The 21,978-nt window shown below is 66.1% G+C and carries 25 protein-coding genes, 2 tRNA genes and 1 pseudogene; 11 read left to right on the forward strand and 17 right to left on the reverse strand.

Annotated elements, in window-relative coordinates:
• The 5 genes and pseudogenes from MEICH_RS29210 to nrdR all read left to right on the forward strand — a co-directional run.
• A pseudogene (locus MEICH_RS29210) lies at positions 1 to 393 on the forward strand (hypothetical protein); the annotation flags it as partial.
• A gap of 396 nt (positions 394 to 789) precedes the next feature.
• The gene (locus tag MEICH_RS0106775; protein ID WP_051303996.1) at positions 790 to 2,535 is read left to right on the forward strand and encodes an ABC transporter ATP-binding protein; all 1,746 of its coding nucleotides are present in this window, start codon (positions 790 to 792) and stop codon (positions 2,533 to 2,535) included.
• Between the two features lie 156 nt (positions 2,536 to 2,691).
• Complete coding sequence (locus tag MEICH_RS0106780; protein WP_027891990.1) at positions 2,692 to 4,545, forward strand: ABC transporter ATP-binding protein; 1,854 nt, start codon at positions 2,692 to 2,694, stop codon at positions 4,543 to 4,545.
• 402 nt (positions 4,546 to 4,947) lie between these two features.
• Positions 4,948 to 5,670 carry an SDR family NAD(P)-dependent oxidoreductase gene (locus tag MEICH_RS0106785; protein WP_027891991.1) on the forward strand — a complete coding sequence of 241 codons (723 nt, stop codon included), beginning with the start codon at positions 4,948 to 4,950 and terminating at the stop codon, positions 5,668 to 5,670.
• A 97-nt stretch (positions 5,671 to 5,767) separates the two neighbouring features.
• Entirely contained in the window at positions 5,768 to 6,295 is a 528-nt protein-coding gene (gene nrdR, locus MEICH_RS0106790; protein ID WP_027891992.1) for a transcriptional regulator NrdR, read from the forward strand.
• Positions 6,296 to 6,471: 176 nt separating this feature from the next.
• On the opposite strand, the gene MEICH_RS0106795 is transcribed toward nrdR, so the two are convergent.
• The gene (locus MEICH_RS0106795; protein ID WP_157202642.1) at positions 6,472 to 7,428 is read right to left on the reverse strand and encodes a hypothetical protein; all 957 of its coding nucleotides are present in this window, start codon (positions 7,426 to 7,428) and stop codon (positions 6,472 to 6,474) included.
• A gap of 183 nt (positions 7,429 to 7,611) precedes the next feature.
• On the opposite strand from MEICH_RS0106795, the gene MEICH_RS30435 reads away from it, so the two are divergent.
• Entirely contained in the window at positions 7,612 to 8,211 is a 600-nt protein-coding gene (locus MEICH_RS30435) for a response regulator transcription factor (RefSeq protein WP_027891994.1), read from the forward strand.
• Between the two features lie 246 nt (positions 8,212 to 8,457).
• Entirely contained in the window at positions 8,458 to 9,339 is an 882-nt protein-coding gene (locus MEICH_RS0106805) for a S1C family serine protease (RefSeq protein ID WP_027891995.1), read from the forward strand.
• Positions 9,340 to 9,517: 178 nt separating this feature from the next.
• On the opposite strand, the gene MEICH_RS0106810 is transcribed toward MEICH_RS0106805, so the two are convergent.
• The 4 genes from MEICH_RS0106810 to MEICH_RS0106825 form a co-directional block, all read right to left on the reverse strand.
• A complete protein-coding gene (locus MEICH_RS0106810) occupies positions 9,518 to 9,994 on the reverse strand; it encodes a PaaI family thioesterase (protein WP_027891996.1) in 477 nt (158 codons plus the stop codon).
• Positions 9,995 to 10,032: 38 nt separating this feature from the next.
• Positions 10,033 to 10,218 (reverse strand): hypothetical protein, encoded by a 186-nt coding sequence (locus tag MEICH_RS28475; protein ID WP_157202643.1) that lies wholly within the window; start codon positions 10,216 to 10,218, stop codon positions 10,033 to 10,035.
• 61 nt (positions 10,219 to 10,279) lie between these two features.
• Positions 10,280 to 10,735 (reverse strand): EXLDI protein, encoded by a 456-nt coding sequence (locus MEICH_RS23975; RefSeq protein WP_051304000.1) that lies wholly within the window; start codon positions 10,733 to 10,735, stop codon positions 10,280 to 10,282.
• 60 nt (positions 10,736 to 10,795) lie between these two features.
• The gene (locus MEICH_RS0106825; RefSeq protein WP_027891997.1) at positions 10,796 to 12,214 is read right to left on the reverse strand and encodes an NAD(P)/FAD-dependent oxidoreductase; all 1,419 of its coding nucleotides are present in this window, start codon (positions 12,212 to 12,214) and stop codon (positions 10,796 to 10,798) included.
• A gap of 106 nt (positions 12,215 to 12,320) precedes the next feature.
• Here MEICH_RS0106825 and MEICH_RS27845 point away from each other — a divergent pair, with 106 nt between their 5' ends.
• Positions 12,321 to 13,418: an EVE domain-containing protein gene (locus tag MEICH_RS27845; protein ID WP_084542210.1), complete on the forward strand. Its 1,098-nt coding sequence runs from the start codon at positions 12,321 to 12,323 to the stop codon at positions 13,416 to 13,418.
• A 40-nt stretch (positions 13,419 to 13,458) separates the two neighbouring features.
• Here MEICH_RS27845 and MEICH_RS0106830 read toward each other — a convergent pair whose 3' ends face one another.
• On the reverse strand, positions 13,459 to 14,820 hold the full coding sequence (locus tag MEICH_RS0106830; protein ID WP_027891998.1) for an aspartate aminotransferase family protein: 1,362 nt from the start codon (positions 14,818 to 14,820) through the stop codon (positions 13,459 to 13,461).
• Positions 14,821 to 14,919: 99 nt separating this feature from the next.
• Here MEICH_RS0106830 and MEICH_RS0106835 point away from each other — a divergent pair, with 99 nt between their 5' ends.
• A complete protein-coding gene (locus MEICH_RS0106835) occupies positions 14,920 to 15,543 on the forward strand; it encodes a phosphoribosylanthranilate isomerase (protein ID WP_027891999.1) in 624 nt (207 codons plus the stop codon).
• A gap of 17 nt (positions 15,544 to 15,560) precedes the next feature.
• Here MEICH_RS0106835 and MEICH_RS0106840 read toward each other — a convergent pair whose 3' ends face one another.
• Positions 15,561 to 15,953 (reverse strand): SRA domain-containing endonuclease, encoded by a 393-nt coding sequence (locus tag MEICH_RS0106840; RefSeq protein ID WP_027892000.1) that lies wholly within the window; start codon positions 15,951 to 15,953, stop codon positions 15,561 to 15,563.
• Positions 15,954 to 16,033: 80 nt separating this feature from the next.
• On the opposite strand from MEICH_RS0106840, the gene MEICH_RS0106845 reads away from it, so the two are divergent.
• Positions 16,034 to 16,110, forward strand: a tRNA-Asp gene (locus MEICH_RS0106845).
• 52 nt (positions 16,111 to 16,162) lie between these two features.
• Positions 16,163 to 16,238: transfer RNA gene (locus tag MEICH_RS0106850), tRNA-Phe, on the forward strand.
• A gap of 97 nt (positions 16,239 to 16,335) precedes the next feature.
• On the opposite strand, the gene MEICH_RS0106855 is transcribed toward MEICH_RS0106850, so the two are convergent.
• From MEICH_RS0106855 to MEICH_RS27860, 10 genes are all read right to left on the reverse strand, one after another.
• Positions 16,336 to 17,502 carry a tyrosine-type recombinase/integrase gene (locus MEICH_RS0106855; RefSeq protein ID WP_084542211.1) on the reverse strand — a complete coding sequence of 389 codons (1,167 nt, stop codon included), beginning with the start codon at positions 17,500 to 17,502 and terminating at the stop codon, positions 16,336 to 16,338.
• Positions 17,483 to 17,704: a hypothetical protein gene (locus MEICH_RS0106860; protein WP_027892002.1), complete on the reverse strand. Its 222-nt coding sequence runs from the start codon at positions 17,702 to 17,704 to the stop codon at positions 17,483 to 17,485. Before MEICH_RS0106860 ends, MEICH_RS0106855 begins: the two co-directional genes overlap by 20 nt.
• 187 nt (positions 17,705 to 17,891) lie before the next feature.
• Positions 17,892 to 18,200, reverse strand: coding sequence for a hypothetical protein (locus tag MEICH_RS0106865; protein ID WP_027892003.1), 309 nt, complete (start codon positions 18,198 to 18,200; stop codon positions 17,892 to 17,894).
• Entirely contained in the window at positions 18,197 to 18,403 is a 207-nt protein-coding gene (locus MEICH_RS0106870; RefSeq protein ID WP_027892004.1) for a hypothetical protein, read from the reverse strand. The genes MEICH_RS0106865 and MEICH_RS0106870 overlap by 4 nt, the downstream gene beginning before the upstream one ends.
• Before the next feature lie 51 nt (positions 18,404 to 18,454).
• Positions 18,455 to 19,156 carry a hypothetical protein gene (locus tag MEICH_RS0106875; protein WP_027892005.1) on the reverse strand — a complete coding sequence of 234 codons (702 nt, stop codon included), beginning with the start codon at positions 19,154 to 19,156 and terminating at the stop codon, positions 18,455 to 18,457.
• A gap of 30 nt (positions 19,157 to 19,186) precedes the next feature.
• The gene (locus MEICH_RS23980; RefSeq protein WP_051304003.1) at positions 19,187 to 19,552 is read right to left on the reverse strand and encodes a hypothetical protein; all 366 of its coding nucleotides are present in this window, start codon (positions 19,550 to 19,552) and stop codon (positions 19,187 to 19,189) included.
• On the reverse strand, positions 19,549 to 20,697 hold the full coding sequence (locus tag MEICH_RS0106885; protein WP_027892006.1) for an AAA family ATPase: 1,149 nt from the start codon (positions 20,695 to 20,697) through the stop codon (positions 19,549 to 19,551). Before MEICH_RS0106885 ends, MEICH_RS23980 begins: the two co-directional genes overlap by 4 nt.
• Complete coding sequence (locus MEICH_RS30655) at positions 20,694 to 21,362, reverse strand: hypothetical protein (RefSeq protein WP_027892007.1); 669 nt, start codon at positions 21,360 to 21,362, stop codon at positions 20,694 to 20,696. The genes MEICH_RS0106885 and MEICH_RS30655 overlap by 4 nt, the downstream gene beginning before the upstream one ends.
• Positions 21,363 to 21,374: 12 nt before the next feature.
• On the reverse strand, positions 21,375 to 21,611 hold the full coding sequence (locus tag MEICH_RS30660) for a helix-turn-helix domain-containing protein (protein ID WP_084542212.1): 237 nt from the start codon (positions 21,609 to 21,611) through the stop codon (positions 21,375 to 21,377).
• Entirely contained in the window at positions 21,611 to 21,802 is a 192-nt protein-coding gene (locus MEICH_RS27860) for a helix-turn-helix domain-containing protein (protein ID WP_084542213.1), read from the reverse strand. The genes MEICH_RS30660 and MEICH_RS27860 overlap by 1 nt, the downstream gene beginning before the upstream one ends.
• Positions 21,803 to 21,978: the final 176 nt, after the last annotated feature.

Raw genomic sequence — 21,978 nt, forward strand, 5'->3', positions numbered from 1 at the left:
AACCCCGGCAGCAACCGCTCGGTGGGCATCGTCACCCTGCCCATGGTCCAGGAGGACCCCCGCCTGCAGGGCGGGATCGTCGGGGCCCTGCAGGCCGCCGGCCTGAGCCCCTTCTGGCCCGACCTCCCCCCGGCCAAGCTGCGCGAGGAGGGCGCCCGGGTCGAGATCCCCCTCGACCTGCCGACCGACCTCGAGTTCGCCGGCGCCAGCCGCTACCTCTCCCGCCTGGGCAAGGTCAAGGCCGTGATCTACCTGATGGTCCCCGGCTCCGACCCCATCCCCAACCTCGCCCGCAAACTCTCCCAGCGCCTCCACAAGCCCCACTCCACCCTCACCGTGGGCGAGGACTGGGGCGAGCCGTTGGCAGAACTGGCACGGCAGGTGGGGGGGTAGGGTAAAACGGGAAGCGATAAGCCTTCAGCGGTCAGCTTTCAGCCGTCAGCCGTCAGCCGTCAGCGAAGGGCGAAAGGCTCGTGGTGAAAGGCACCCTGCCCCTTCCCTCCCCGCCGGCGGGGAGGGGGTATCCCCCCCTGGCCCCCCTTGCTAAGGGGGGTGAAGAAGGGGCGTTTGGCATTTAGCTATCGGCTATCAGCTATCGACCATCGACCATCGACCACCGACAACCAACGTCCCCCAGCCTCCCGCTGCAATTCAAAACTTTGCTTGGCTCTAGAGTAGAACTTTGCTACCATCTAAATTCTGACGACCCGGTTCGGTGGACGGCAGAAAGCGCCAAAAAACAAGGTTTGAGGGGCTCCGCGTATTGGCGGAGGAGCAGCACGGAGGCCAATGAAAACGGATCAGTCGGTATGGGGAATGCTGCGGGAGTTGTCGCCGTACTTCCGCCGCTATGCCCGGCCCTACTTCTGGGGTTTGTTGGCCGGGCTTACGGGCATCGGGTTTAACGTGTTGACCCCCTACTTCCTGGGGCGGGCGATCGACGCCATCCGGGTGGGGGAGGCCTACCTGCCGTACGTGGGCATGATCGTGGGGGCGGCGGTGCTGACGGGTTTGCTCTCGTACACCAACCGCCAGCTCGCCATCGTCGCCAGCCGCTACATCGAGCACGACCTGCGCATGGACCTCTTCAAGCACCTCATGGCCCTGGACGCGTACTACTACGGCAAGAGCCGGGTGGGCGACCTGGTCAACAAGATGAACACCGACATGGGCGCGGTGCGCGAGATGATGGCGGGCGGAGTGAACATGGGAACGCGCATCGTGGCGGGCCTGTTGTTCACCTTCATCTCGATGTACCTGGTCAACTGGAAGCTGGCCGCCGTCCTGACCCTGATTGTGCCCCTGATCATCGTGATCATGCGCTTCGTGCTGCGGGTGATCGACCGGCGTTACCGCGAGAGCCAGGAGGTCTTCGACCAGATCTCCACCCGTGCGCAGGAGAACTTCTCGGGCATCCGGGTGGTGAAGGGCTTCGCCCTCGAGCAGCGCGAGCTCGCCGCCTTCCAGACCCTCAACCGCCAGTACATCGACAAGAGCCTGGCCCTCGCGCGCATCGAAGGCCCCATGCTGTGGTCGCTGATGGGGCTGCTGATGGGCTTCGCGGTGCTCACCGTGCTGTGGCTGGGCGGGGGCTACGTGATCCGGGGCGAGATGTCGGTGGGGCAGTTGGTGCAGTTCAACGCCTACTTGCTGCAACTGTCCTGGCCGGTGCTGGGGCTGGGCTTCGTGCTCTCGATGTTCCAGCGGGCCGCCACGAGCTACAAGCGCCTGCGCGAGCTGCTCGACGAGAAGCCCCGCATCCAGGACCCCGAGCGCCCCGTGGAAGTGGGCGAGCTCGGCGGCGAGGTCAAGTTCGAGGGGGTGAGCCTCGAGCTCGGCGGGCGCACCCTGCTCAAGGACATCACCCTCACCATCCCTGAGGGCATGACCCTGGGCGTCACCGGGCGCACCGGCAGCGGCAAGACCCTGCTGGTGAGCCTGATCCCGCGGCTGCTCGAGGCCAGCCGGGGCCGGGTGCTCGTCGGCGGCCACGACGTGCGCGACCTCCCCCTCTCCGCGCTGCGCCAGGCGGTGGGCATGGTGCCGCAGGAGCCCTTCCTCTTCTCCGACAGCCTGGCCGAGAACATCGCCTTCGGCCTGCCCGCCGTCGACGGCGAGCGGGTGGAGTGGGCCGCGAAGCTGGCCGGGGTCCACGACGACATCGTGGGCTTCCCCAAGGGCTACGACACCTCGCTGGGCGAGCGCGGCGTGACGCTGTCGGGCGGGCAGCGGCAGCGCACCGCGCTGGCGCGGGCGCTGGCCAAGCGGCCCAAGGTGCTCATCCTCGACGACGCCATGAGCGCGGTGGACACCGAGACCGAGGCGCGCATCCTGGGCGGGCTCAAGCAGGTGCTGGGCCAGCAGACCACGCTGCTCATCGCCCACCGCACCAGCACCCTGAGGTACGCCGACTGGATCGTGGTGCTCGACCAGGGCCGCATCGCCGAGGAGGGCACCCACGAGATGCTGCTGGAGCAGGGCGGCCTCTACGCCGAGCTCGACCGCATCCAGCGGCTGCAGGCGGAGGTGGAGTGATGGTGCCGAACGCCCAACGTCGAACGCCCAACGCCAAAAGCTTCTCTCCCGCTTCGGTTGAGGTAATGATCTCGAGGCCCGCTTATCCATCGACTCTGCATCCCCACGCCTGGCGTTTAGCCTTGGGCGTTAGGCGTTGGGCGTTAGGCGATTGCTATGCATGAAGAAGAAGCCTTTAAAAAATCCTTCGACGCCCGGCTGGCCCGCCGCATCCTGACCTACGTGCGCCCCTACCGCCTGCAGGTGGCGCTGGCGCTGGTCTGCCTTCTGGTGGGCACGCTGACCACGGCGGCCACCCCGCTGTTCCTGAAGTACGCCATCGACAACGCCATCCTGCCGCAGCAGGCGCTCGAGCTCGCCCAGCGCTACCAACTGCTGCTCTACATCAGCCTGGCCTTCCTGGGCGTGCGTGTCCTCGACTTCTTCGCCCGCTACGGCCAGATCTACCTCATCAGTTGGGTCGGGCAGCACGTGCTCTTCGACCTGCGCAGCGAGATCTTCTCCAAGCTGCAGCGGCTGCACCTGGGCTACTTCGACAAGAACCCGGTGGGCCGCCTGATGACCCGTATCACCTCCGACGTCGACGCCATCAACCAGTTCATCACCGGCGGGCTGGTGGGCCTCATCGCCGACATCTTCCTGCTGGCGGGCATCATGGGCTTCATGATCGCGCTCGACTGGAAGCTCTCGCTGGTGGCCTTCACCGTGATCCCGGTGCTGCTGGCGGTGACGACCTGGATCCGCAACGGCATGCGCGAGTCCTACCGCGAGATGCGCCTGCGGCTGGCGAAGCTCAACGCCTCCTTGCAGGAGAACCTCTCGGGCGTGCAGACCACCCAGCTCTTCAGCCGCGAGCCGCGCAACGTGGCGGGCTTCGCGGGCCTGTCGCTGGACCTGCGGGCCTCGTGGGTCAAGATCATCTTCTGGTTCGCGCTGTTCTTCCCGATCGTGGGCTTCTTGGGCGAGTCCACGGTGGCGCTGGTGCTGTGGTACGGCGGGGGCCAGGTGGTGCAGCAGGCCCTCACGCTGGGCCTGCTGGTGGCCTTCGTGGACTACGTGCGGCAGTTCTTCCAGCCCCTGCAAGACCTCTCCGAGAAGTTCAACATCTTCCAGGCCGCCATGGCCTCGGCCGAGCGCATCTTCGGCCTGCTCGACACGCCCGAGGAGGTCTCCGACCGCTCCGGGGCCATCCGGGTCGAGCGCTTCCGCGGCCAGATCGACTTCGAGGACGTGTGGTTCGCCTACGGCAAGCGCGGCGAGCCCAAGCCCGACGGCACCAAGGCCAACACCCCCAAGCAGCTCGAGGCCGAGGCCGAGGACTGGGACTGGGTGCTGCGCGGCGTGTCCTTCCGGATCCGCCCCGGCGAGAAGATCGCCCTGGTGGGGGCCACCGGCGCGGGCAAGACCAGCGTCATCAGCCTGATCGCCCGCTTCTACGACGTGCAGCGGGGTGCCGTCAAGATCGACGGCCAGGACGTGCGTGACTACCTCCAGCGCGACCTGCGCCGCGCCATCGGCATCGTGCTGCAAGACCCCTTCCTCTTCAGCGGCACCGTCGACTACAACCTGCGCTTAGGCGACGAGAGCATTCCGCCGCAGCGGGTGGAGGAGGTCGCGAAGTTCGTGGGGGCCCACGAGTTCATCAGCGCCCTGCCGGGGGGCTACCAGACCGTGCTGCACGAGCGCGGCGGCGGCCTCTCGACGGGCCAGAAGCAACTGCTCGCCCTCGCCCGGGCCATCCTGCACAACCCCGACATCCTGCTCATCCTCGACGAGGCCACCGCCAACGTGGACTCCGAGACCGAGGCCAAGATCCAGGAAGCGTTGTGGCGGGTGATGGAGGGCCGCACCTCGGTCATCATCGCCCACCGCCTCTCAACGATTCGCCACGTGGACCGCATCCTGGTCTTCCGCAAGGGGAAGCTGCTCGAGGAGGGCAGCCACGAGGAGCTGCTGGCGAAGGGCGGGTATTACGCCAAGCTGTACGAGTTGCAGTACGCGCGCGGGTGAGAGGGTCGATAGCCGATAGCCAAACGCCCAACGCCTAACGCCGGTCGTACGTCCTACGTCGTACGCGAGACGCAAAACGCAAGGCGCCTTGTCACCCCCCTTAGCAAGGGGGGCTGGGGGGATAAACCCTCCCCGCGCGCGGGGAGGGCTGGGGGGGGTCCACCGCGAGCCACGAGCCTCCCGCTGATGGCTGACGGCTGATAGCTGACGGCTGCCTACCCCGCGCCCCCCACACCATTACCTTGCAGCCTCTTATACCGGATTCAAAAAGATAATCGTCCAATCCAAAGACCTTCAGAGGCCATCTTTTTGAATCCTAGAGCGCTCCCTTCGGTCGGGTCAGTCCGTCACCGAATGGTGACGGACTGACCGAATCTGGTATTACACGGTAAACTCGTTGGGATGAGCGCGACGCCACCTCGAGACCTCCTGGGCTTGTCGGGACGCATCGTGATGGTCACGGGGGCGGGGCGGGGCTACGGCCGCTCCATCGCCCACGCCTACGGGCGCAACGGGGCGACCGTAGTCACCGTGGACCCTGACGTGGAGCTGGCTACCGGGGTTGCCTCGGAGGTCGAGGCGCTGGGGGCCACGGCCATCCCCATCCGCGGCGACATGTCGGTGGTGCTCGACGTCATGACCACCTTCGAGAAGATCGAGGAGCTGTTCGGGATGCTCGACGGCATCGTGCACGTGACCAGCGCCGAGAGCAAGACGGCCTTCGTGGAGCTGCTCGAGGGCGAATGGTACGACCTCCTCAACGCCGACGTGAAGTCGAGCCTCTACGTGCTGCAGCAGGGCCTGCGCTACCTCTCGGGCGGGGGCTTCGTGACCATCGTGCTGCCGCCTTTGCACCGCGAGCAGCCGCACGTGGCCGCCATCCGGGGGGCGGTGACCGGGCTCATCGAGGGGGCCACGCGCATCTTCCCCTCCAACGTGCGGGTCAACGGGGTGGTGCCCAGCCGCGACCCCTCGAGCGAGGAGTACGACCAGGCCCTCGTGCGCGGCACCATCGGGCTGGGCTCGATGGTCTCGGAGGGCATCCGCGGGCAGTTGATGGAGGTGCTGCTCCCCGACCCGCCCCAGCCGCCCGAGCTCTACGACCTGCTGCGCGAATTGCCTTAGTCACCCAGGTTGCTGTGAAGGCCGCCCTACACCGTATGCTGGACGCAGAGATGGCTGGAACCGCGTGCTCTTCGGCCCTGTGGCCTGGGGGTCGCCCGTGAATTGCCCGTACTGCGCCCATCCCGACACCCGCGTGCTCGACTCGCGCCCTTCCGACGAGGGCTCGGTGATCCGGCGGCGGCGCGAGTGCCCGGGCTGCAAGCGGCGCTTCACCACCTACGAGCGGGCCAACGCCGAGCCGCTCATGGTCATCAAGCGCTCGGGGCGGCGCGAGCCCTTCGACCCCAACAAGCTGCTGCGCGGCCTCACCCTCGCCACCCAGAAGCGCAAGCTCGAGCCCGAGGTGCTCTACAAGTTCGCCTTCGGCTTCGAGGACACGGTGAAGGAGATGGAGATCACCTCCGAGGAGATCGGCTTGCGCGCGCTGGCCTTCCTGCGCGAGCTCGACCCCGTGGCCTACATCCGCTTCGCCTCGGTCTACCGCGAGTTCGCCTCCCCCGAGCAGTTCATCGAGGAGATCCGCCGCCTCGAGGGCGGCCAGGAACTCCTCCAGCGCCGCATCGAGGTGGACGAACCCGAGGAAGAGATGGACCTCGAGACGGCCGCGAAGCTGGGAACGGTCTGACGCCGGTAGTGGATCGCCGATAGCCGGACGTCGAACGCCCAACGCTGAACGCAAAACGCAAAACGCACCCCCACCCTCACCCAGCCCCTCTCCCGCAGGAGAGGGTTCAGTTCACTTGAAGCAGCCCCTCGCGAGCGAGGGGCTGCTAGCTATCAGCTATCGACTATCGACAATTTCTAGTTGATCACCTTCCCGTCGAGGGTCAGCGTGTAGCTGCCGCAGCCGGTGAACTCCAGGCGCAGGTTGGCGCTCTGGCCCTTGGAGTCGTTGTAGGTGTAGACCACGGCGCCCTCGTCGAAGGGGATCCACACGCCCTCGCCGGTGACGGCGGCGCAGCTCAGGGTGTAGTGGAGGGTGGGGTCGGTGTACCAGTTCCAGTTGTAGACGTCGGCGTTCTTCTGCACCGTCAGGGTGCCGGGCTTGTCCTTATCGACGGCGAAGTCGCCGGCCAGGACGGGCTTGCTGGGGTCGTCGGGGGCGTAGGTCTCGGTGGTGTCGAAGGTAGCACCCAGGGTGTTGGTCTGGCCCGCCTTGGTCTGTTTGGAGGTGAGGATGTAGTTCTTGTCGAGCTTGTAGAGGGCGGGGTCCTTGGAGTCGAGGGCGAAGCTGCCGTCGAAGCTACGCTCGACGGAGTAGTCGCCCTTGGTGGCCTTGTCGGAGAAGCCCTGGAAGCTCAGGCGGAAGCCGCTGTTCTTGAAGTTGTCGTCGTTGTCCTCCACCCGCAGCGCGCCCTTGAAGGCGTAGCTGTAGCCGTTGTGGTCGAGGGTGCAGTCGACCTTGAGCGTGGCGTCGGCGGGCACGAGGTCGGCGTCCTTGTCGGTGAAGGGCAGCGGCTCGACCTTGACCTCACAGCCGGCCTCGAGCGCCTGCCGCATGGGGATGCCCAGCCCCTCGAGCCCGCCCAGCACCTGGGCGTTGAGGCCGGCTTTGGCCGCGCTCTGCGGCACGATGCCGCTGGGGCCGCGCACCAGGCTGCTGCCCAGCGAAAGGTCGCGCAGGGCGACCGTCGCCGCGGCCTTGGCGGCTTCGGGAGTCATGGGCTTGCCGTTCTGCGGGGGTTGCTGCCCGCCGCAGGCCGCCAGCAATCCCGTCAGAGCCGTAGTCACTACGATGGAGCGAAATGTGCTGCTCATAATTTTCCTCCCGCTCCCATGAAAGCAGGATTCTTTTTGAGTACCCACGGGCTTTGCCTCAAGCCGGGCTTTAGCTCAGGCTCAGGCTCGGGGCCGCTTTCGCCGGCAGGAGGCCCGTCGGGGAGCCAGCGTGAGCGTTCTCACCCTGGAGCGGTGCGGGATTAGGCTAGCGTTAGCGTCAGCTTGGAGACCCGAGTGCTCATCTTCAGCGAGGACCCCTGGGCCCGGGCCGGGCTGGCGGCGGCCCTGCGGGGGGAGGCCGGGCTCGAGGTGGTGGGCCAGCTCGGCGGCCCCGACGGCTGGCAGGCCTACGCGCCCGACGTGGTGCTGTGGGAGGCAGGGGAGAGCCGCCCCGACCTGGAGGCCCTCGAGCCCCCCGTGCTGGCCCTGGTCGGGCACGAGGCGCAGGCCACCGCCTGGCTGGCGGCCGGGGCGCGGGGCGTGCTGTGGCGCGACAGCGAACCGGAGGCGCTCTCGGCGGCCCTGCGAGCGCTGGCCCAGGGCCTGGTGGTGCTGGCCCCGGACCTGGCCGAGCCCCTACGCCCCGGACCCCGAGACCCCGAGGGCGAGGCCGAACCCCCGCTCGAGCCCCTCACCGAGCGCGAGCTCGAGGTGCTGCGCCTGCTGGCGGCGGGCCTGTCCAACAAGGCCATCGCGCGGCGCCTGGAGTTCAGCGAGCACACCGCCAAGTTCCACGTGGCCTCGATCCTGGGCAAGCTCGGCGTGCAGAGCCGCACGGAAGCCGTGGTGCGGGCGGCGCGGTTGGGGCTGGTGATGTTGTAGATAGTCGGTAGCTGATAGCCGAACGCCGAACGCCGGTCGTACGTCCTACGTCGTACGCAAGACGCAAAACGCAAAACGCCAGACGCAAGACGCCCTGGCCCTCGGCCCTCGACAAACCACGAGCCTTTCGCTGACGGCTGACGGCTGAGGGCTGATAGCTGATGGCTCGTTCCTGGCCGAATGGCTAGGCTGGCGCTGCTCGAGCGGCGGATGCGGTGCTATGGGCTGGGGCCTAGGCTCGAGGGCATGAGCAATCCAATTCTCGAACTTTCTAATGCCCTGGTCTCGGCGGTTGAGGGTGCGGGGAAATCGGTGGTGCGGGTGGACGCGGGGCGCTGGACGGGCTCGACCGGCGTGGTGTGGTCGGCGGACGGGCTGGTGGTCACGGCAGCGCACGCCCTGCGGCGTTCGGACGTGGCGGTGACGCTGCCCGGCGGGGCTATCCACGAGGCCAGCGTGGTGGGGCGCGACCCCGGCACCGACCTGGCCCTGCTCAAGCTCGAGGCCGCCGATCTGGCCGTGCCCGAGTGGGCTGAGCCCGGGGGGCTCAAGGTGGGGCAGGTGGTGCTGGCGCTGGGCTGGCCGGGCAAGCACCTGCGGGCCAGCCTGGGCATCCTGGGCAACGTGGCCGGGGAGTGGCGCACGCCAGCGGGGGGAAGGCTCGAGCGCTACGTCCAGCCCGACGTCTCGCTCTACCCCGGCTTCTCCGGCGGGCCGCTGCTCGACGCCGAAGGTCGCTTCGTCGGGGTCAACACCCAGGCCCTGCGCCGCGGCCTGACCCTCACCCTCACCCTGCCGACCCTGCGCCGGATAACTGAGCTCCTGCACAAGCACGGCACCGTGCGCCGGGGCTACCTGGGCGTGGGCGCCCAGCCGGTGCGCCTGCCGGAGGGCGCCGGGCAGAGCGTGGGGCTGCTCCTGGTCTCGGTGGAGCCCGGCGGCCCCGCCGAGCGGGCCGGGCTGCTGGTGGGCGACGTGCTGCTGGCGCTGGACGGCAAGGCGCTGGGGCGGCTCGAGGAACTCCTGGGCATCCTGGCCGACCTCCCCGCCGGCACCCAGGCCCGGCTCAAGCTGTGGCGCGGCGGACAGCCCCTCGAGCTCGAGGTGACGCTGGGCGAGCGCCAGTGAGTTCAGGAGGGACGCCGGGGGCTAGGGAGGGCTAGTGGCTCGTGGTTTGTCGAGGGCCGAGGGCCAGGGCGTCTTGCGTTTTGCGTCTCGCGTTCGGCGTTCGACGTTAGGCGTATTGCGTACGGCGTAGGACGTACGACGTACGACCCGCCCCCGGCGCCCGGCTATCGGCCATCGACTACCGCCCCGGCCCCGTGCGCCACTCCTCCGGCACCCGCACCGCCAGCACGTCGGCCCGGGCGCACTCGAGGCCCTCCGAGTACAGCGTGCAGCTCACCCGCACCTTGCGCCCGGCGATCTCCTCGACCCTGGCCCGCAGGTGTACGGGCCGGTCGATGGGGGTGGGGCGCAGGTAGGTCACCTCGAGCTTGGCGGTGGCGCACCAGATGACGGGCCCCTCGCCGATCTCGCGCCCCTCGGCCCGGTAGAGCGCGGCCATCGCGGTGCAGACGGTGTGGCAGTCGAGGAGGGTGGCGATGATGCCGCCGTTGAGGATGTGGGTGGGCCCGGCCATGTGCTCGGGGCGGGGGTGGAAGGTGCACACGGCCTCCTCGCCCTCCCAGTAGCTCTTGATCTGCAGGCCCTTGGGGTTGTCCTTGCCGCAGCCCCAGCAGTGGTTGCCGCCCATGGCGTCTTGGAAAGCGGTGGTCTCCATACGCGATCCCGCCAAGCCTACCCCATCCGGGCCGTGCTTCAACCCCGGGCGACTTCGGGGGAGAGGGGCACCTGGCTGTCGAGCCGCTTCGCCAGCCGGACCAGCCGCTCGGCCAGGCGGCGGCGCAGGGACTTGTGCGGCAGCAGGCGCACGACCTCGGCCTCGGCCCGCAAGGTCTCCACCCGTGCCTTGGCAACCTGCTCGAATTCCCACATCCGGAACACGACACCACCCCCTCGAGCCCCTCCGGGCCCGTCCCGCGAAAGCCTGAAGTTGCTCTTTCGGCTAGATGTCCAGCTCTTCGACCGGGTTGCCCGAGAGCATCTGGCGGGCCGCCAGGTACAGCTCCTCCGGCACCTGGCCTACCAGATCCTCGACGCTCTCGTAGACCTCGAGGCGGCAGTCCTGGATCAGGTGCCCGAGCTCGCCGTGGTACGTCTGGCAGGTGTACACCGCCACCCGCCCCTTGGCGGTCTCGTAGACCTCGTACTCCTTCAGCGGCGCCCGGCGCTCCGACAGCCGCCCCTTCACCAGCAGGCGCCCCTTGAAGCGCTTCTGGACGTGGGCGATCTTGCCCACCTTCACCTCGACGTCGCGAAAGCCGTGCTCGTCGGGTTTGTGCTGCTGCACGAATTCCCGAAGGGCGTTGGCGATCGTGGACGAGAGGTTGCCTCCAATTTCTTGGGCGAGCTCGAAGAGGGGAAGGTCGGCCTCGGAAACGTAAATGGTCTTGTTGGGCATCACGCTCTCCTCCTGTGGGGTTAGCCACAGGATAATATACGTATACGTATATTGCAAGCCCTAAAGCTGAGCCCCGTCCCCGAAGCGCTCGAGCGCCCGCAGGTACTCGGGGTCCCGGTAGCGCTCGAGGCTGAAGGCCGGGGCGTACTCGGGCAGCGGGTCGCCCAGGATGTGCGCCGCCAGCAGTTCGCCCGCGGCGCAGGCCGCCATCACGCCGAAGCCGGAGAGCGCCCCCACCACGTAAGCCCCCTCCACCCCCAGCGGCCCGATCAGTGGGCGGTTCTCGCGGGTCTTGACGTAGTAGCCCCCGTCGATCCAGGGCTTGGGGGCCTTCTCGAAGTACCGCCCCAGGCCCGGGATCATCCGGGCCATGCCGCGCAGGGCGACGTCGGCGTAGTGGGGGTCGATGGGCAGGGGGAAGCGGGGCTCGAGCGGCTCCAAGTGGTAGTTGTAGAGAACGATCAGGGTGTTGCTCTCGCCGTGCCCGTCGGGGCGGCAGTGGACGCCGGGGGGGAAGGGCTCGAGCAGCCAGCGCGTGGAGGGCTCCTCGGCCAGCATCTCCTGTTCCTCCGGGCTCCAGGGCAGCCGCACCTCGTCGGCCCAGATGAGCATGGGGGCCTCGCGCGGCACCACTCCCAGGTGCTCGGGGAAGCTCATCTTCAGGTGAAGCTCGGCGAAGACCGGGATCTCGACCCCCAGCATCTGCCCCACGGCCTTCTGCATAGGCCCCGCCGCGTTGACGAAGCAGGGGGTCCGGACGGTGAAGGCCGAGCCGTCCTCGCGCCGCGCCTCCACCGCGCTCACCCGCCCCGCCGTGGTCTGGACCCCCGTCACCCGGCCCTGCACCAGCCGCACCCCGTGGGCGCGGGCCTGCTCGAGCATCCACATCCCCAACTGCTGCGCCGAGAACCACCCGGCCCGCCGCGCGTGCAGCACGGCCACGGTATCCTCGGCCAGGTAGGGGAAGTGCCGCCGGATCAGGGCCTTGTCGGTGATGAGGTCGGCCCCGTCCGGCTGGCCCTCGAAGCCGTGGGCGGGCGCCGGGGCGTAGCTTCCCCCCTTCCCGTCGTGGACCCGCAGCGGCCCCGCCCCCATCCGCGCGGCGTTCTCGGCGGCCTCGAGCAGCACCGGCACCTTGCCCGCCTCGGCGGTGGCGTAGAGGTAACCCCGCCGGCCCAGCCCGATGCGGTCGTCGCTCTCCCGGGCGATCTGCTCGAGCCGCTCGATGCTGCGGTTCATCAGGGCGATCATGGCGCCGTCGGGTCCATGAGTACCGGCATCGCCGGGCCGCTCGGGCGGCTTCACGGGCCACCAGTTGCGGTAGCACTCGGTGGACTTGTCGCTCGTGAGCGAGAGCGGGGCGTCCTGCTCGAGCAGCACCACGTTCTTCACCCCGCGCTTCACCGCGAGTTTGTAGGCAACAGCAATTCCGGCGATCCCGGCTCCACAGATGACCACTTCGGCCTCAAGGTTGGACATAAGTGTATACAGTATACAAGTGCCTTATGGAAATGACTGCTCGTTTATTGGGAAGATAGGTTAGAGCCAAGCGTGTTCTTAGGCGTAATATCTATGTAGATCAGCTATGGCCTACTTTCTTGACCTGTTCTCCCCCGAAACTTATGAAGCTTTTAAAAGGTCTAGTCGGGATGTTTCAGGCTTCAGGATACGTCATCAAAGCGCGGCTAGTCGTATTAAGATTGGCGACAAACTAATTTGCTACATGACGAAACTATCGCGCTGGATTGGACTCTTAGAAGTCACTAGTAAGAGCTATATTGATGATACGCCCATCTTTTACCCAGAGAATGATCCTTTTGTGGTGCGCTTCAAGGTCAAACCACTAGTCTGGTTAGAAAAAGAGAAGGCAATCCCTATTCATGAAGCTGAGGTTTGGGATAGCCTCTCATTCACTCGAGGTCAAGACAAAAATAGCTCAAGATGGACAGGGAAAATACGCTCGAGTTTGGTTACTATAAGTGATAGCGATGGGAAATTCCTTGAAGACATTTTATACCGTCAGCAGAATTCCACAAATATTTTCCCTATAGCTGACGATTTGTACGAAAAATTACTTAGACATAGAGTAAGAACACTCGATAAAGTGGTAACGGTTACGGTTCCCCAGGATGCAGACCTGCCGCAATTAGAGAAAGCAATTAACCTAGAAACTCGCGAGTCTATAAAGATTCAAGCTTTACTTGCACGTATTGGAGCAACGATGGGTATGAAAATATGGATTCCTAAAGGTGATCGCACTGGTGTTCTTCAGGAGTGGCAACCTGAACCAGGGGTGCTACTTGAGAGATTACCTCTCAATTATGATGAAACAACACTAAAGACCATAGAACAGATAGATGTGTTATGGTTCAAAGGCAGATCTATTGCGAGGGCTTTTGAAGTTGAGCATACTACCTCTATCTATTCTGGTATTCTTCGAATGGCTGATTTGATCGCGCTACAGCCTAATATGAATATCAACCTTCATATTGTTGCGCCTTCTGCACGTAGAGAAAAGGTGTTCCAGGAGATTACTAGACCGGTTTTTGCTTTGTTAGAGCGACCTTTGCAAGAAATTTGTACGTATATTTCTTACGATAGCGTTGAAGAGTTATCGAAGCTTCGCCATTTGTCACACACCTCTGATTCTATCCTGGATGAATATTCAGAAGAAGCTGAGTAAATATGCTTAGCTCTTGAGATGGCGGCGAGTTAGGTAAGAACTAAGAAATAAGCTCCTTCACCGCCTGCGTGAACACCTCCGTATGCCGGTCCACGTGCTCCTCGAGCGTCGCCGGGGACATCAGCGCCATGTTGTGGAAGGGGGTGAGCAGGACGCCGCGGTTGAGCATGTAGAGGTGGATGAAGGGGTCGAGGTCGGGGTCCTGGCCGGCCAGGGCCTCGGAGCCGTTCTTGGCGGGATTGGGGCGGAAGAGGTACTCGACGCGGCAGCCCACGCGGGTGACGTGCCAGGGGAGCTTGTACTTGGCGATCACGCCCTTCACGCCCCACTCCAGCCGCTCGGCCAGCGCGATCATGCGCTCGTAGGCCTCCTCGGTGAGGACGTGCTCGAGGGTGGCCCGCATCGCCGCCAGCGAGAGCGCGTTGGCGGCCAGGGTGCCGCCGATGCCGCCGGTGTCGGCGTAGGGGGGCTGGATGACGGCGTGGGCGTTGCGCCCGAGTTCTTCGGTGAAGCCGTAGGCGGCGGCGGGGATGCCGCTCGCCAGCGGCTTGCCCACGGTGAGCAGGTCGGGCTCGAGGCCGTGCTTGCGGGTGTAGCCCCCGGGCCCGGCCGAGAGGGTGTGGGTCTCGTCGAGGATGAGCAGGGTGCCGTACTCGCGGGTCAGCTCGCGCAGGGCCTGGTGGTAGCCCGGCTCGGGGTGCACGATGCCCACGTTGGTCATCACCGGCTCGGCCAGCACCGCGGCCACGTCGCCGGGGGCTAGGGCGGCCTCGAGGGCCTCCACGTCGTTCCACTCGACCACCTTGGAGGTGAGGGTGGGGTCGACCTGCGGCCCGATGTTGCCGGGGCGGCTCCGGGCCTCGCCGCCCACCAGGCTCACGTAGGCCTCGTCCACCGTGCCGTGGTAGCAGCCGTTGAACACCAGCACCTTGGGGCGACCGGTGACGGCGCGGGCCAGCCGCAGCGCGAAGCGGTTGGCGTCGGTGGCGCTGAGGGCGAACTGCCAGTACTTCAGGCCGAAGCGGCGCTGCAACTCCTCGGCCACCCAGAAGGTGTTCTCGCTGGGCAGCATGGTGGTGATGCCCTTGGCGAGCTGCTCGGTGATCTTGGGCAGCACGGCGGGCGGGGAGTGCCCGGTCATGGCCCCGGTGTCGCCCAGGCAGAGGTCGACGTACTCGAGCCCGTCCACGTCGCGGAAGGTGGCCCCTCTGGCCTCGGCCACGAAGAGCGGGAAGCCGCCGGGCCAGCGGGTCATCCAGTGCATGGGGACCCCGGCCAGCAGGGACTCCTGGCTGCGCCGGTGGAGCTCCCGGGACTGGGGGTGGCGCTCGGCGAAGAGGGCCTTCTCGCGCTCCATCAGGGCTCGGACTTTGCTGCGGTCGATGTGGGCGTGCTGGACCATGGGCTCTCCTCAACGCGGATGGCCCGATTTTACCTTGGGCAGGGCGGTTGCCGGTGTCCCGGGCGGGGGAGGGTCGCTCCCAGCCGCTAGACTGGGGCTGTGGTCAAGGCCAAGATCTGCGGGGTCACCCGCCTCGAGGACGCCCTCCTGGCCGAGCGCCTGGGGGCCTGGGCCGTGGGCTTCATCCTGGCGCCTGGGTCCAAGCGCTACCGCCCGCCCGAGCACTACGCCCCCATCAGCCGGGCGCTGGGCCCCTTCGTCGCCCGCGTGGGGGTGTTCCAGGACGCGCCCCCTGAGGCGGTGCTCGAGGCCATGCGCACCGCCCGCTTCCAGGTGGCGCAGCTCCACGGCGACGAGCCCCCCGAGTGGGCCGAGGCCCTGCGCGCGCACTTGCCGGTCATCAAGGCCTTCAAGCTCTCCGGCCCCGCCGACCCCCGCCTCGCCGACTACCCCGCCGACGCCCTGCTGCTCGACGGCGTGAGCCCCGGCAGCGGACAGGGCTACCCGCTGGAGTGGCTCGAGCCCCTCCGCCACCACCCCCGCCTGATCGTGGCAGGCGGCCTGACCCCCGAGAACCTGGGCCCGGTTCTGGCGCTACGGCCCTACGCCGTGGACGTCTCGAGCGGGGTCGAAGAGGCTGTAGGGCTCAAATCCCCCGACAAGCTGCGGGCCTTCCTGGAGGCTGTGGATAACTCCCGGTCAATTGTGGAAGCCTGTGGATAAGTCTGTGGATAACTGCCTCAACCTGTGGAAAACTTTCCACCGCTTTCCACGGGAGCCAGGGTGAACCAGTAGACGTAGCGCCCTTCGGCCGCCTCCCGGCGGTACTCCACCCCTTCGACCCGGTAGAGCCCCAGGTCCCGCCAGCGGTTGACCCCCTCGCGCAGAAAGACCCGCAGGGGCCGCCGGGTTTGGAGGGCCTCGAGCAGCACGGCATTCCCGCCCGTAGGCTGCTGGTGCCCCTCGAGGCCTTCCCCCACGTAGACGATGCGCCCGTCCGGCAGGAACACGTTGCGGTAGCCCGACTCGCCCTCATCGGCCAGCAGGCTGTTTTTCGCGATCCCGCGCAGGCTTTTGTGCTGGGCCAGCACCTCGCGCCAGGTGAGGAGGGGGCTCGAGGGGGGGTTCTTCATGGCCTTTGCTTGACAGGTTCGCCTGCCTCGACTATCATCCTATGTGCTGCCTTTGGAAAGCCCAAAGCAGCCGAAATTCTGGCCCGGTGGTGTAGTTGGTTAACATACCCGCCTGTCACGTGGGAGATCGCGGGTTCAAGTCCCGTCCGGGCCGCCAAAAACGCGTGCCGTGCGTAGCCGAAGCTCGCGCCGCGCCCGGCGCGCCGCGAGCCAAGGTAGCTCAGTCGGTAGAGCATGCGACTGAAAATCGCAGTGTCGGCGGTTCGATTCCGCCCCTTGGCACCAAGAGAAGAGCCGATAGGGAAGGCTCAAAATAAGATAACCGGGAGTTGAAAAGACTCCCGGTTATTGTGTCTTGACGGCAACCTGACGGCAACGCGCCTCAGGCGGTGGGTCTTCCCTCTTTGGGGCCTAACAACTCGCTCACCGCTAGGGCGGCCTTCTTGCGCTGGGACGCGAAGACGTGCTGATAGGTCTGCTGGGTAAAGGAGACGTTGGCGTGTCCTACCCGCTCAGAAATAACCTTGGCGTCCATCCCGGCCAGGGCCAGCAAGCTTACATGGGTATCGCGCAGATCGTGGAAGCGGATTCGCTTCACCCCGGCCCGCTGGATGACCCGCACGAACTCGCGATGAAGGTTCCCCGGCTCGATCGGCGTGCCCAGCGAGGTCGTGAACACCCAATCCCCATTCGCCCAATCCTCACCCATCTCGAGGCGCTCCTTCTCCTGCTTTTCCCGGTGCTGCCTGAGCACCTCGAGCACGTCCGGCCCCACGTCCACCGGGCGGCTCGAGCGGTGGGTCTTGGGGGTGTGGATGACCTTTTCCCCCCCGGCCACGGTGTAATTGCGGCGTACCCAGATACAAGCGCCCCGCCAGTCCACATCTGACCATTTGAGCCCCAATAGCTCGCCCCGGCGCATCCCGCTCATGAGGGCCAGGAAGAAGAGGGCGTACCAACGGGAGTGCTGGGCCTCGGCAAGAAACGCCCAAGCCTCTTGGGGCGTCCACACCTCGCCCACGTAGCGGGGAGCTTTGGGCGGCTTCACCCGCTCGGCCGGGTTCCAGGGGAGGAGGCCCCACTGCACCGCGTCGTTCAGGGCCGCGTGCAGGGCGCGGTGAACGAGCCGCACCGTGGTGGGGGAGAGGGTCTCGAGCCGCTCGGGGTCGTTAGGGCGAATCCGCTTCTTGAGCAGTTCGGCGTAAAGGTGGGTCAGGTGCAAGGGCTGTAGGCGCTGCACCGCCACGTCTCCCAGGACAGGGGTCACATGCCGCCTGAGCGAGATGGAGTATTGCAGATGGGTCGTGGGCTTGACGCGGTGCTCTACGGCGGCTAGCCACCGCTCGATGAACTCAGAGACGCTGATCCGGTCGGGGTCGGGGAGAAGGTTCCGGCCATAAGCCGATAAAAGCTCAGCGAGCTTCTTGGCGGCCTCTTTGCGGGTCTTGGCATACCCTCGATGCCGCTTTCCGTTTACGGTAAGCGAATACTCATAGCGGCCATCAGAGCGCTTGTAGATCGAGCCCTCATTATTTGATCTTTTGGGCATCCTCCACCCCCTCCAGCAGTCCTAAAGCCTCGAGCCCGGCCCGCACCACCTCACCCCTGCGCCGGGTATCGAGCCGTAGAAAAGCCTCTACCACCTCGCCGCGCCCGCGAAAGCGGGCGCTTGCCGTCCTCTCTCCCGGTGCCAGCTCGATCAGCCCGCCAAGGGCCTTAAGCCTCAACTCCTTCGGCGGTATCTTTCTCATACCCCAATCATAGCACGTGTACACAAGCGAATATCCCCTAATCTCTATTAAGGGAAATATGCCCCCTCCAACTCCACCGCCCACGAGCGCCGTCCTGGACGGTGCTCACCGACCGCGTAAAACGAACGATAAGCCCCCTCGCTCGAGGGGGCCGGGGTGGAGTAGTAGCCGGGGGGCTCGAGCTTTGCTAGGGCTTCAGCAGGGCCAGAAGCCCCCCACCGGCGGCCCGGTGACGCTGAAGGGCCTTCACCAGGGACGGGTGAGGGGTCACCGGGCTTAGCCCTGGAAGACAGTCACCGGGTAGGGGGAGCAGCACGGCCAGCACCGGGCGGCCCTGCTCGAGGGCCTTCACACCCGGCGAATCGGCCTCGTCAGGCCGCACGGCGAACCAGGACGGCGTATCTCCTCGGGCGTCAAGCCAGAGGGTCACGCCGGGCGCGTTGGCGGCTAGGAGGGCTTCGGCGGTCTGCTCGAGTTTGGTGATTCGGCTTCTCATGTGATCCTTCCGTGTTCGGACAACTGCTGCTCGAGGGCCTCAAGGCGGCGCTCGAGGTCGTGGGCCTCGTGGAGCTTGGCGTAAGCGAGGGTGACTTGCCCTAGGGCGTGGATGGCGCGAAGGGCGAGGTTGGGGTCTATGTCCTCGACGATCTCTGAGGCCCGCAAAACGGCCCGCCACAGCCGCTTTTTGGCCCTCTCCAAATCTCCAGTAGTTCGCGCTTTGGACGGCATAAATCCCCCTTGGGGGAGGGCTTACCCCCCCTCCCCCCGCCCGAACAGCCGCTCGACCGGCGGCACCGGGATTCGGTAGTCCTGTGCACCGAAGTGCAGCGCGGCGGCCAGGGCCTCATCGAGCTTGGGCAGGTATTCCTCGGCAAGCTCGAGCTTTTCCACGACGGCGGCTCGATCCGGCCCGGCCAGCCCACGGCGCAAGCGGGCCATGGCCTCCCGGTACATGAGCTTATCGGCCTCATCACCGTCCTGGACGAGCTTCCCCACCGTGGGAGAGGCCAAGTAGTGCTGTAGCGCGGTGTCCTGGTGCTCGAGGGCGTGCAGAACCAGCTTCTCGAACCGCTCACCGAGACGGCCCGGCGTGTTGGCCCACAGGGTTTGGAAGTTGGTGGCCGCGAGCAGTTGGGCCGTTTCAGAGGGCGGGTTGGGCTTGGCGCGGGCCTCGAGGTTGGTGAGGTAGTTGGCGCGGGCGGTGCGGTACTGTCTGACGATCTCCTCGAGCCGGTTCTTGAACGACCGATTGAGGGCGTCCCAAGCCTGAGCCTTGCCCAGCGGGGAAAGGGACTCATCGCGGTCGATCATCGCGGCGCGGCTCGGGTAATCGGCGAGGGCGGCGAAGAGTTGGCGCACCGGGCCGGTGATCGAGTCGGGGGGGCTGAGCTTGCTGAGGATTTCTTCGGCGGTTGCGGCTAGAAGAGCTTGGGTGTTGGGCTGGTTCAACATACGTACTCCTGTAAAGGTTTGAGAGAGGGCTTATTGCCTGAGGGCCTCAGAGGGGCTTACAGCGGGTCTAGGGGGCGCTCGAGCCGGGCGGTGGGCCACAGCTACCCGCTCCAGCCGTGGCGGGTGGCCGGGCCACTGGCCGCACACCTCGACCGACTGCCTGGGGCTGGGGTAGAGCCGGGCCAGCTTGTCCAGAGCCTCGGCTATCCGGCGCTCGAGGGCGAGGCGCGGCATACCGGGAAAGCGGGCGTGGGCCTCGAGGTCTTCGGGGGTGGGCCAGGCGGTGATGTAAACCGGCTCACCGTCAACCTTGACCACCAGCAGCGGGGGTTGCAGGGTCTTGAGCTTGGCTGCGATGGCCCCGGTGCGGGTGGTCAGGGCGTCCCAGGGGGTCATACCTCGACCTCCCACCCTTCGGGCTCGGCCTCGAGGTCGGGGGTCGGTGCGGGCTCGGGCGGATTTAGCGCAAACTGCGCAGGGGTGCGCAAGGGGGTTTGCGCTAAATCCGTGCGTTGCTCATCGGCTTTTTCCCCATTTACGGCAAAGCGCAAAGTGTACAGCGTGGGGCTACCCTTGCCGCTGGACTCTCGGGCCTCGACCTCCCCGGCGGCCTTGAGGCGGCGCAGGGCCTCGGTGATGGTGCGCTCGGAAGCGTTGGCCCGCTCGGCCACCTTGCGGATGAGTTCACCGCGCAGCAGCGGGCCTTCTCCCAGCACCTCCCGCACGCCCCGCAGGGCGCGGGTCAGGGCAGGGGCGTGGCTCGCTTCTTCTTCGGGCAGGTCGGTGATCTCGAAGCGCAGGCTGTCCCGCTCGAAGTGGCGGGCGATGCCCAGCGGTTCGCCCATCGGGCCGAGGTTGTTTTTCAGGCAGTCCAGCCTAAGCACGTCCTGCCCACCGGTGAGCTTGGGGGCCACCCGTTGCAGCAGGTAGGCACTGCGGGCCCCGCCCAGCTTGTAGAAGCTCCCCGCCACCCCGCGCTCGAGCACCGTGAGCCCCTGCACCGGCTTGGGGGTGTGGTCCAGCACCAGCACCGCAGGCCCCAGGGCGGCAATCTGCCGCAGGCGGTTCATGACCTCGGCCACGTGCTCGGCCTTCTTGGAGTCGGCGTAGAAGAAAGCTGATGTCCAGGCGTCGATCACGATGAGCCTAGGTGCATCCAGCCGCGCCAGCCCCTCCAGCTCATCGAGTCGCTCGAGGTCGAGCCCCTGGGAGGGGTTGGAAGGCTCGAGGTAGTGGATGCGCTGGAGCGCTTCGGCTCCAACCCCCAGCCCGGCGGCGACCTTGCGATACCAGGGGCCTTGCAGGCGGGCGTCGGTGTCGTAGTCCAGGTGCCACACCTCGCCCTGCTGGGTGGGGGCCTCGAGGAAGTCCACCCCGGCGGCCACGGCCACCTCGAGGGCGGCGATGAGGGTGCTCTTGCCCGCACCGGCAGGCCCGCCCAGGATGCCCACCGTACCGGCGGCGATGTACCCTTCCCACAGCCAGCCCACCTCTGAGGCGGTGGGCAGGGTATCGGCGGTTTTCCAGGCGAAGCCGCTCACCGCTTGCCTCCCTTACCCCGCGCAAACACGCTTTGGCGCTTTGCGCTGTTTGCGCTAAATCGGGTTTGCCCATCTCCATCGCGTTTATTTAGCGCAAAGGGCCTTGCGCTACCCCTTGCGCTTTGCGCTAAATCCGGCGGTAAATCGCGGGGGTGCTGAGCACCCTTCTTGAATCCGCGCTTGGCGGTGCTCAGGGCCTCTTGGTGAGACAAGCCGGTAACTAGCGCGGCCTGTACCAGCTCCTCAAGGACGCGGTGCTCATCGAGTCCAAGGTGCTCGAGTTGGCCTAGCCCGAACGCGGCGCGGGCCAGGACGTTGTTTCTTTGCCCTACGGGGGCAGATTGCACCTCCAGCACGGCGCGAGCTAGGGCGGCTTCGCTGTAGGCCCGCTCTCTATCGCGGGTCGTAGAGCGTTGCCAGCGGGGTTTCTCGTTCGGGTGCTCAGGATCAAGCACCGAGAGGCTGCGATGCAGGGCCAGGAGCCGGATTTCCTCAGCCGAGAGCAAGTAACCCTCGATGTCATCGGCATTTTCTCGGTAGGCGGTAAGGATTACACCCCGCTCGAGCAGATCGGGCGGGGGGGTCTCTACCTCGAAGTGCTCGAGCTCGAGCACGGCGCGGGCCTGTTGCAGGTGGGCGGGGTCGAGTACAATGGACTTGCGCACGGCCCGCACCCCCTAACGCCCCCCGCCAGCCCCGGCGGGGGGTTCGCCCTCGAGGAACTCGGCAAGGGCCTTGACCGGTATCAAAAGCCGATTGCCGTTCCTAACAGCCCGCAAGCGGCCAGAATGGATATGCTCGTAAGCTTGCCGTCTCCCCAGGCGAAGTATCCGGGCCGCTTCCTCGACCTTGAACACTAGCGGGCGGCCAAAGCCGAGCCGCTCTGATACTTCCCAAACGCTATCGAAGCTCATCAATCGCCCTCCTTGCCCTGCCGAAGCCGCTCGAAAGCCTCTGGAGCAAACTCCTTGAGGGATTCGGGTTTGATGCGGAGACGGGCACCGATGAAGTAGCCTGCAAGCTTTTTTTCTCGCACCCAACGGCGAACCGATTCCTTGGAAACACCCAAAAGCCGTGACACTTCCCCAACCTGTAGATCGCGCATATACGCACCTCTGTAAAATCTGGTGGCTTAAAAGCAAATGGCCCACCGCGCAAACGGTGGGCCTGCCGACAAGTGGGAGTGTCAACGGGGGTGGTCTAGGCATTAGAGCCTCCAAAAATGAGAGCCCGCCGGGGTGGGCGGGCTCGGGGTAGAAATAGGGACAGTCTAGCAATTTT

Source organism: Calidithermus chliarophilus DSM 9957, from assembly GCF_000430045.1.
GTDB classification, from domain to species: domain Bacteria; phylum Deinococcota; class Deinococci; order Deinococcales; family Thermaceae; genus Calidithermus; species Calidithermus chliarophilus.

Bases quoted from the DNA above. Each gene is read 5' to 3' on its own strand.
- MEICH_RS23975 (WP_051304000.1), bottom strand. From the start codon at position 10,735: ATGCCCAACAAGACCATTTACGTTTCCGAGGCCGACCTTCCCCTCTTC.
- MEICH_RS0106785 (WP_027891991.1), top strand. From the start codon at position 4,948: ATGAGCGCGACGCCACCTCGAGACCTCCTGGGCTTGTCGGGACGCATC.
- MEICH_RS30660 (WP_084542212.1), bottom strand. From the start codon at position 21,611: ATGAGCTTCGATAGCGTTTGGGAAGTATCAGAGCGGCTCGGCTTTGGC.
- MEICH_RS0106875 (WP_027892005.1), bottom strand. From the start codon at position 19,156: ATGTTGAACCAGCCCAACACCCAAGCTCTTCTAGCCGCAACCGCCGAA.
- MEICH_RS0106810 (WP_027891996.1), bottom strand. From the start codon at position 9,994: ATGGAGACCACCGCTTTCCAAGACGCCATGGGCGGCAACCACTGCTGG.
- MEICH_RS0106780 (WP_027891990.1), top strand. From the start codon at position 2,692: ATGCATGAAGAAGAAGCCTTTAAAAAATCCTTCGACGCCCGGCTGGCC.
- MEICH_RS0106860 (WP_027892002.1), bottom strand. From the start codon at position 17,704: ATGAGAAAGATACCGCCGAAGGAGTTGAGGCTTAAGGCCCTTGGCGGG.
- MEICH_RS0106775 (WP_051303996.1), top strand. From the start codon at position 790: ATGAAAACGGATCAGTCGGTATGGGGAATGCTGCGGGAGTTGTCGCCG.
- MEICH_RS0106825 (WP_027891997.1), bottom strand. From the start codon at position 12,214: ATGTCCAACCTTGAGGCCGAAGTGGTCATCTGTGGAGCCGGGATCGCC.
- MEICH_RS0106840 (WP_027892000.1), bottom strand. From the start codon at position 15,953: ATGAAGAACCCCCCCTCGAGCCCCCTCCTCACCTGGCGCGAGGTGCTG.
- MEICH_RS23980 (WP_051304003.1), bottom strand. From the start codon at position 19,552: ATGACCCCCTGGGACGCCCTGACCACCCGCACCGGGGCCATCGCAGCC.
- MEICH_RS0106805 (WP_027891995.1), top strand. From the start codon at position 8,458: ATGAGCAATCCAATTCTCGAACTTTCTAATGCCCTGGTCTCGGCGGTT.
- MEICH_RS0106795 (WP_157202642.1), bottom strand. From the start codon at position 7,428: ATGAGCAGCACATTTCGCTCCATCGTAGTGACTACGGCTCTGACGGGA.
- MEICH_RS27845 (WP_084542210.1), top strand. From the start codon at position 12,321: ATGGCCTACTTTCTTGACCTGTTCTCCCCCGAAACTTATGAAGCTTTT.
- MEICH_RS0106865 (WP_027892003.1), bottom strand. From the start codon at position 18,200: ATGAGAAGCCGAATCACCAAACTCGAGCAGACCGCCGAAGCCCTCCTA.
- MEICH_RS0106830 (WP_027891998.1), bottom strand. From the start codon at position 14,820: ATGGTCCAGCACGCCCACATCGACCGCAGCAAAGTCCGAGCCCTGATG.
- MEICH_RS0106855 (WP_084542211.1), bottom strand. From the start codon at position 17,502: ATGCCCAAAAGATCAAATAATGAGGGCTCGATCTACAAGCGCTCTGAT.
- MEICH_RS27860 (WP_084542213.1), bottom strand. From the start codon at position 21,802: ATGCGCGATCTACAGGTTGGGGAAGTGTCACGGCTTTTGGGTGTTTCC.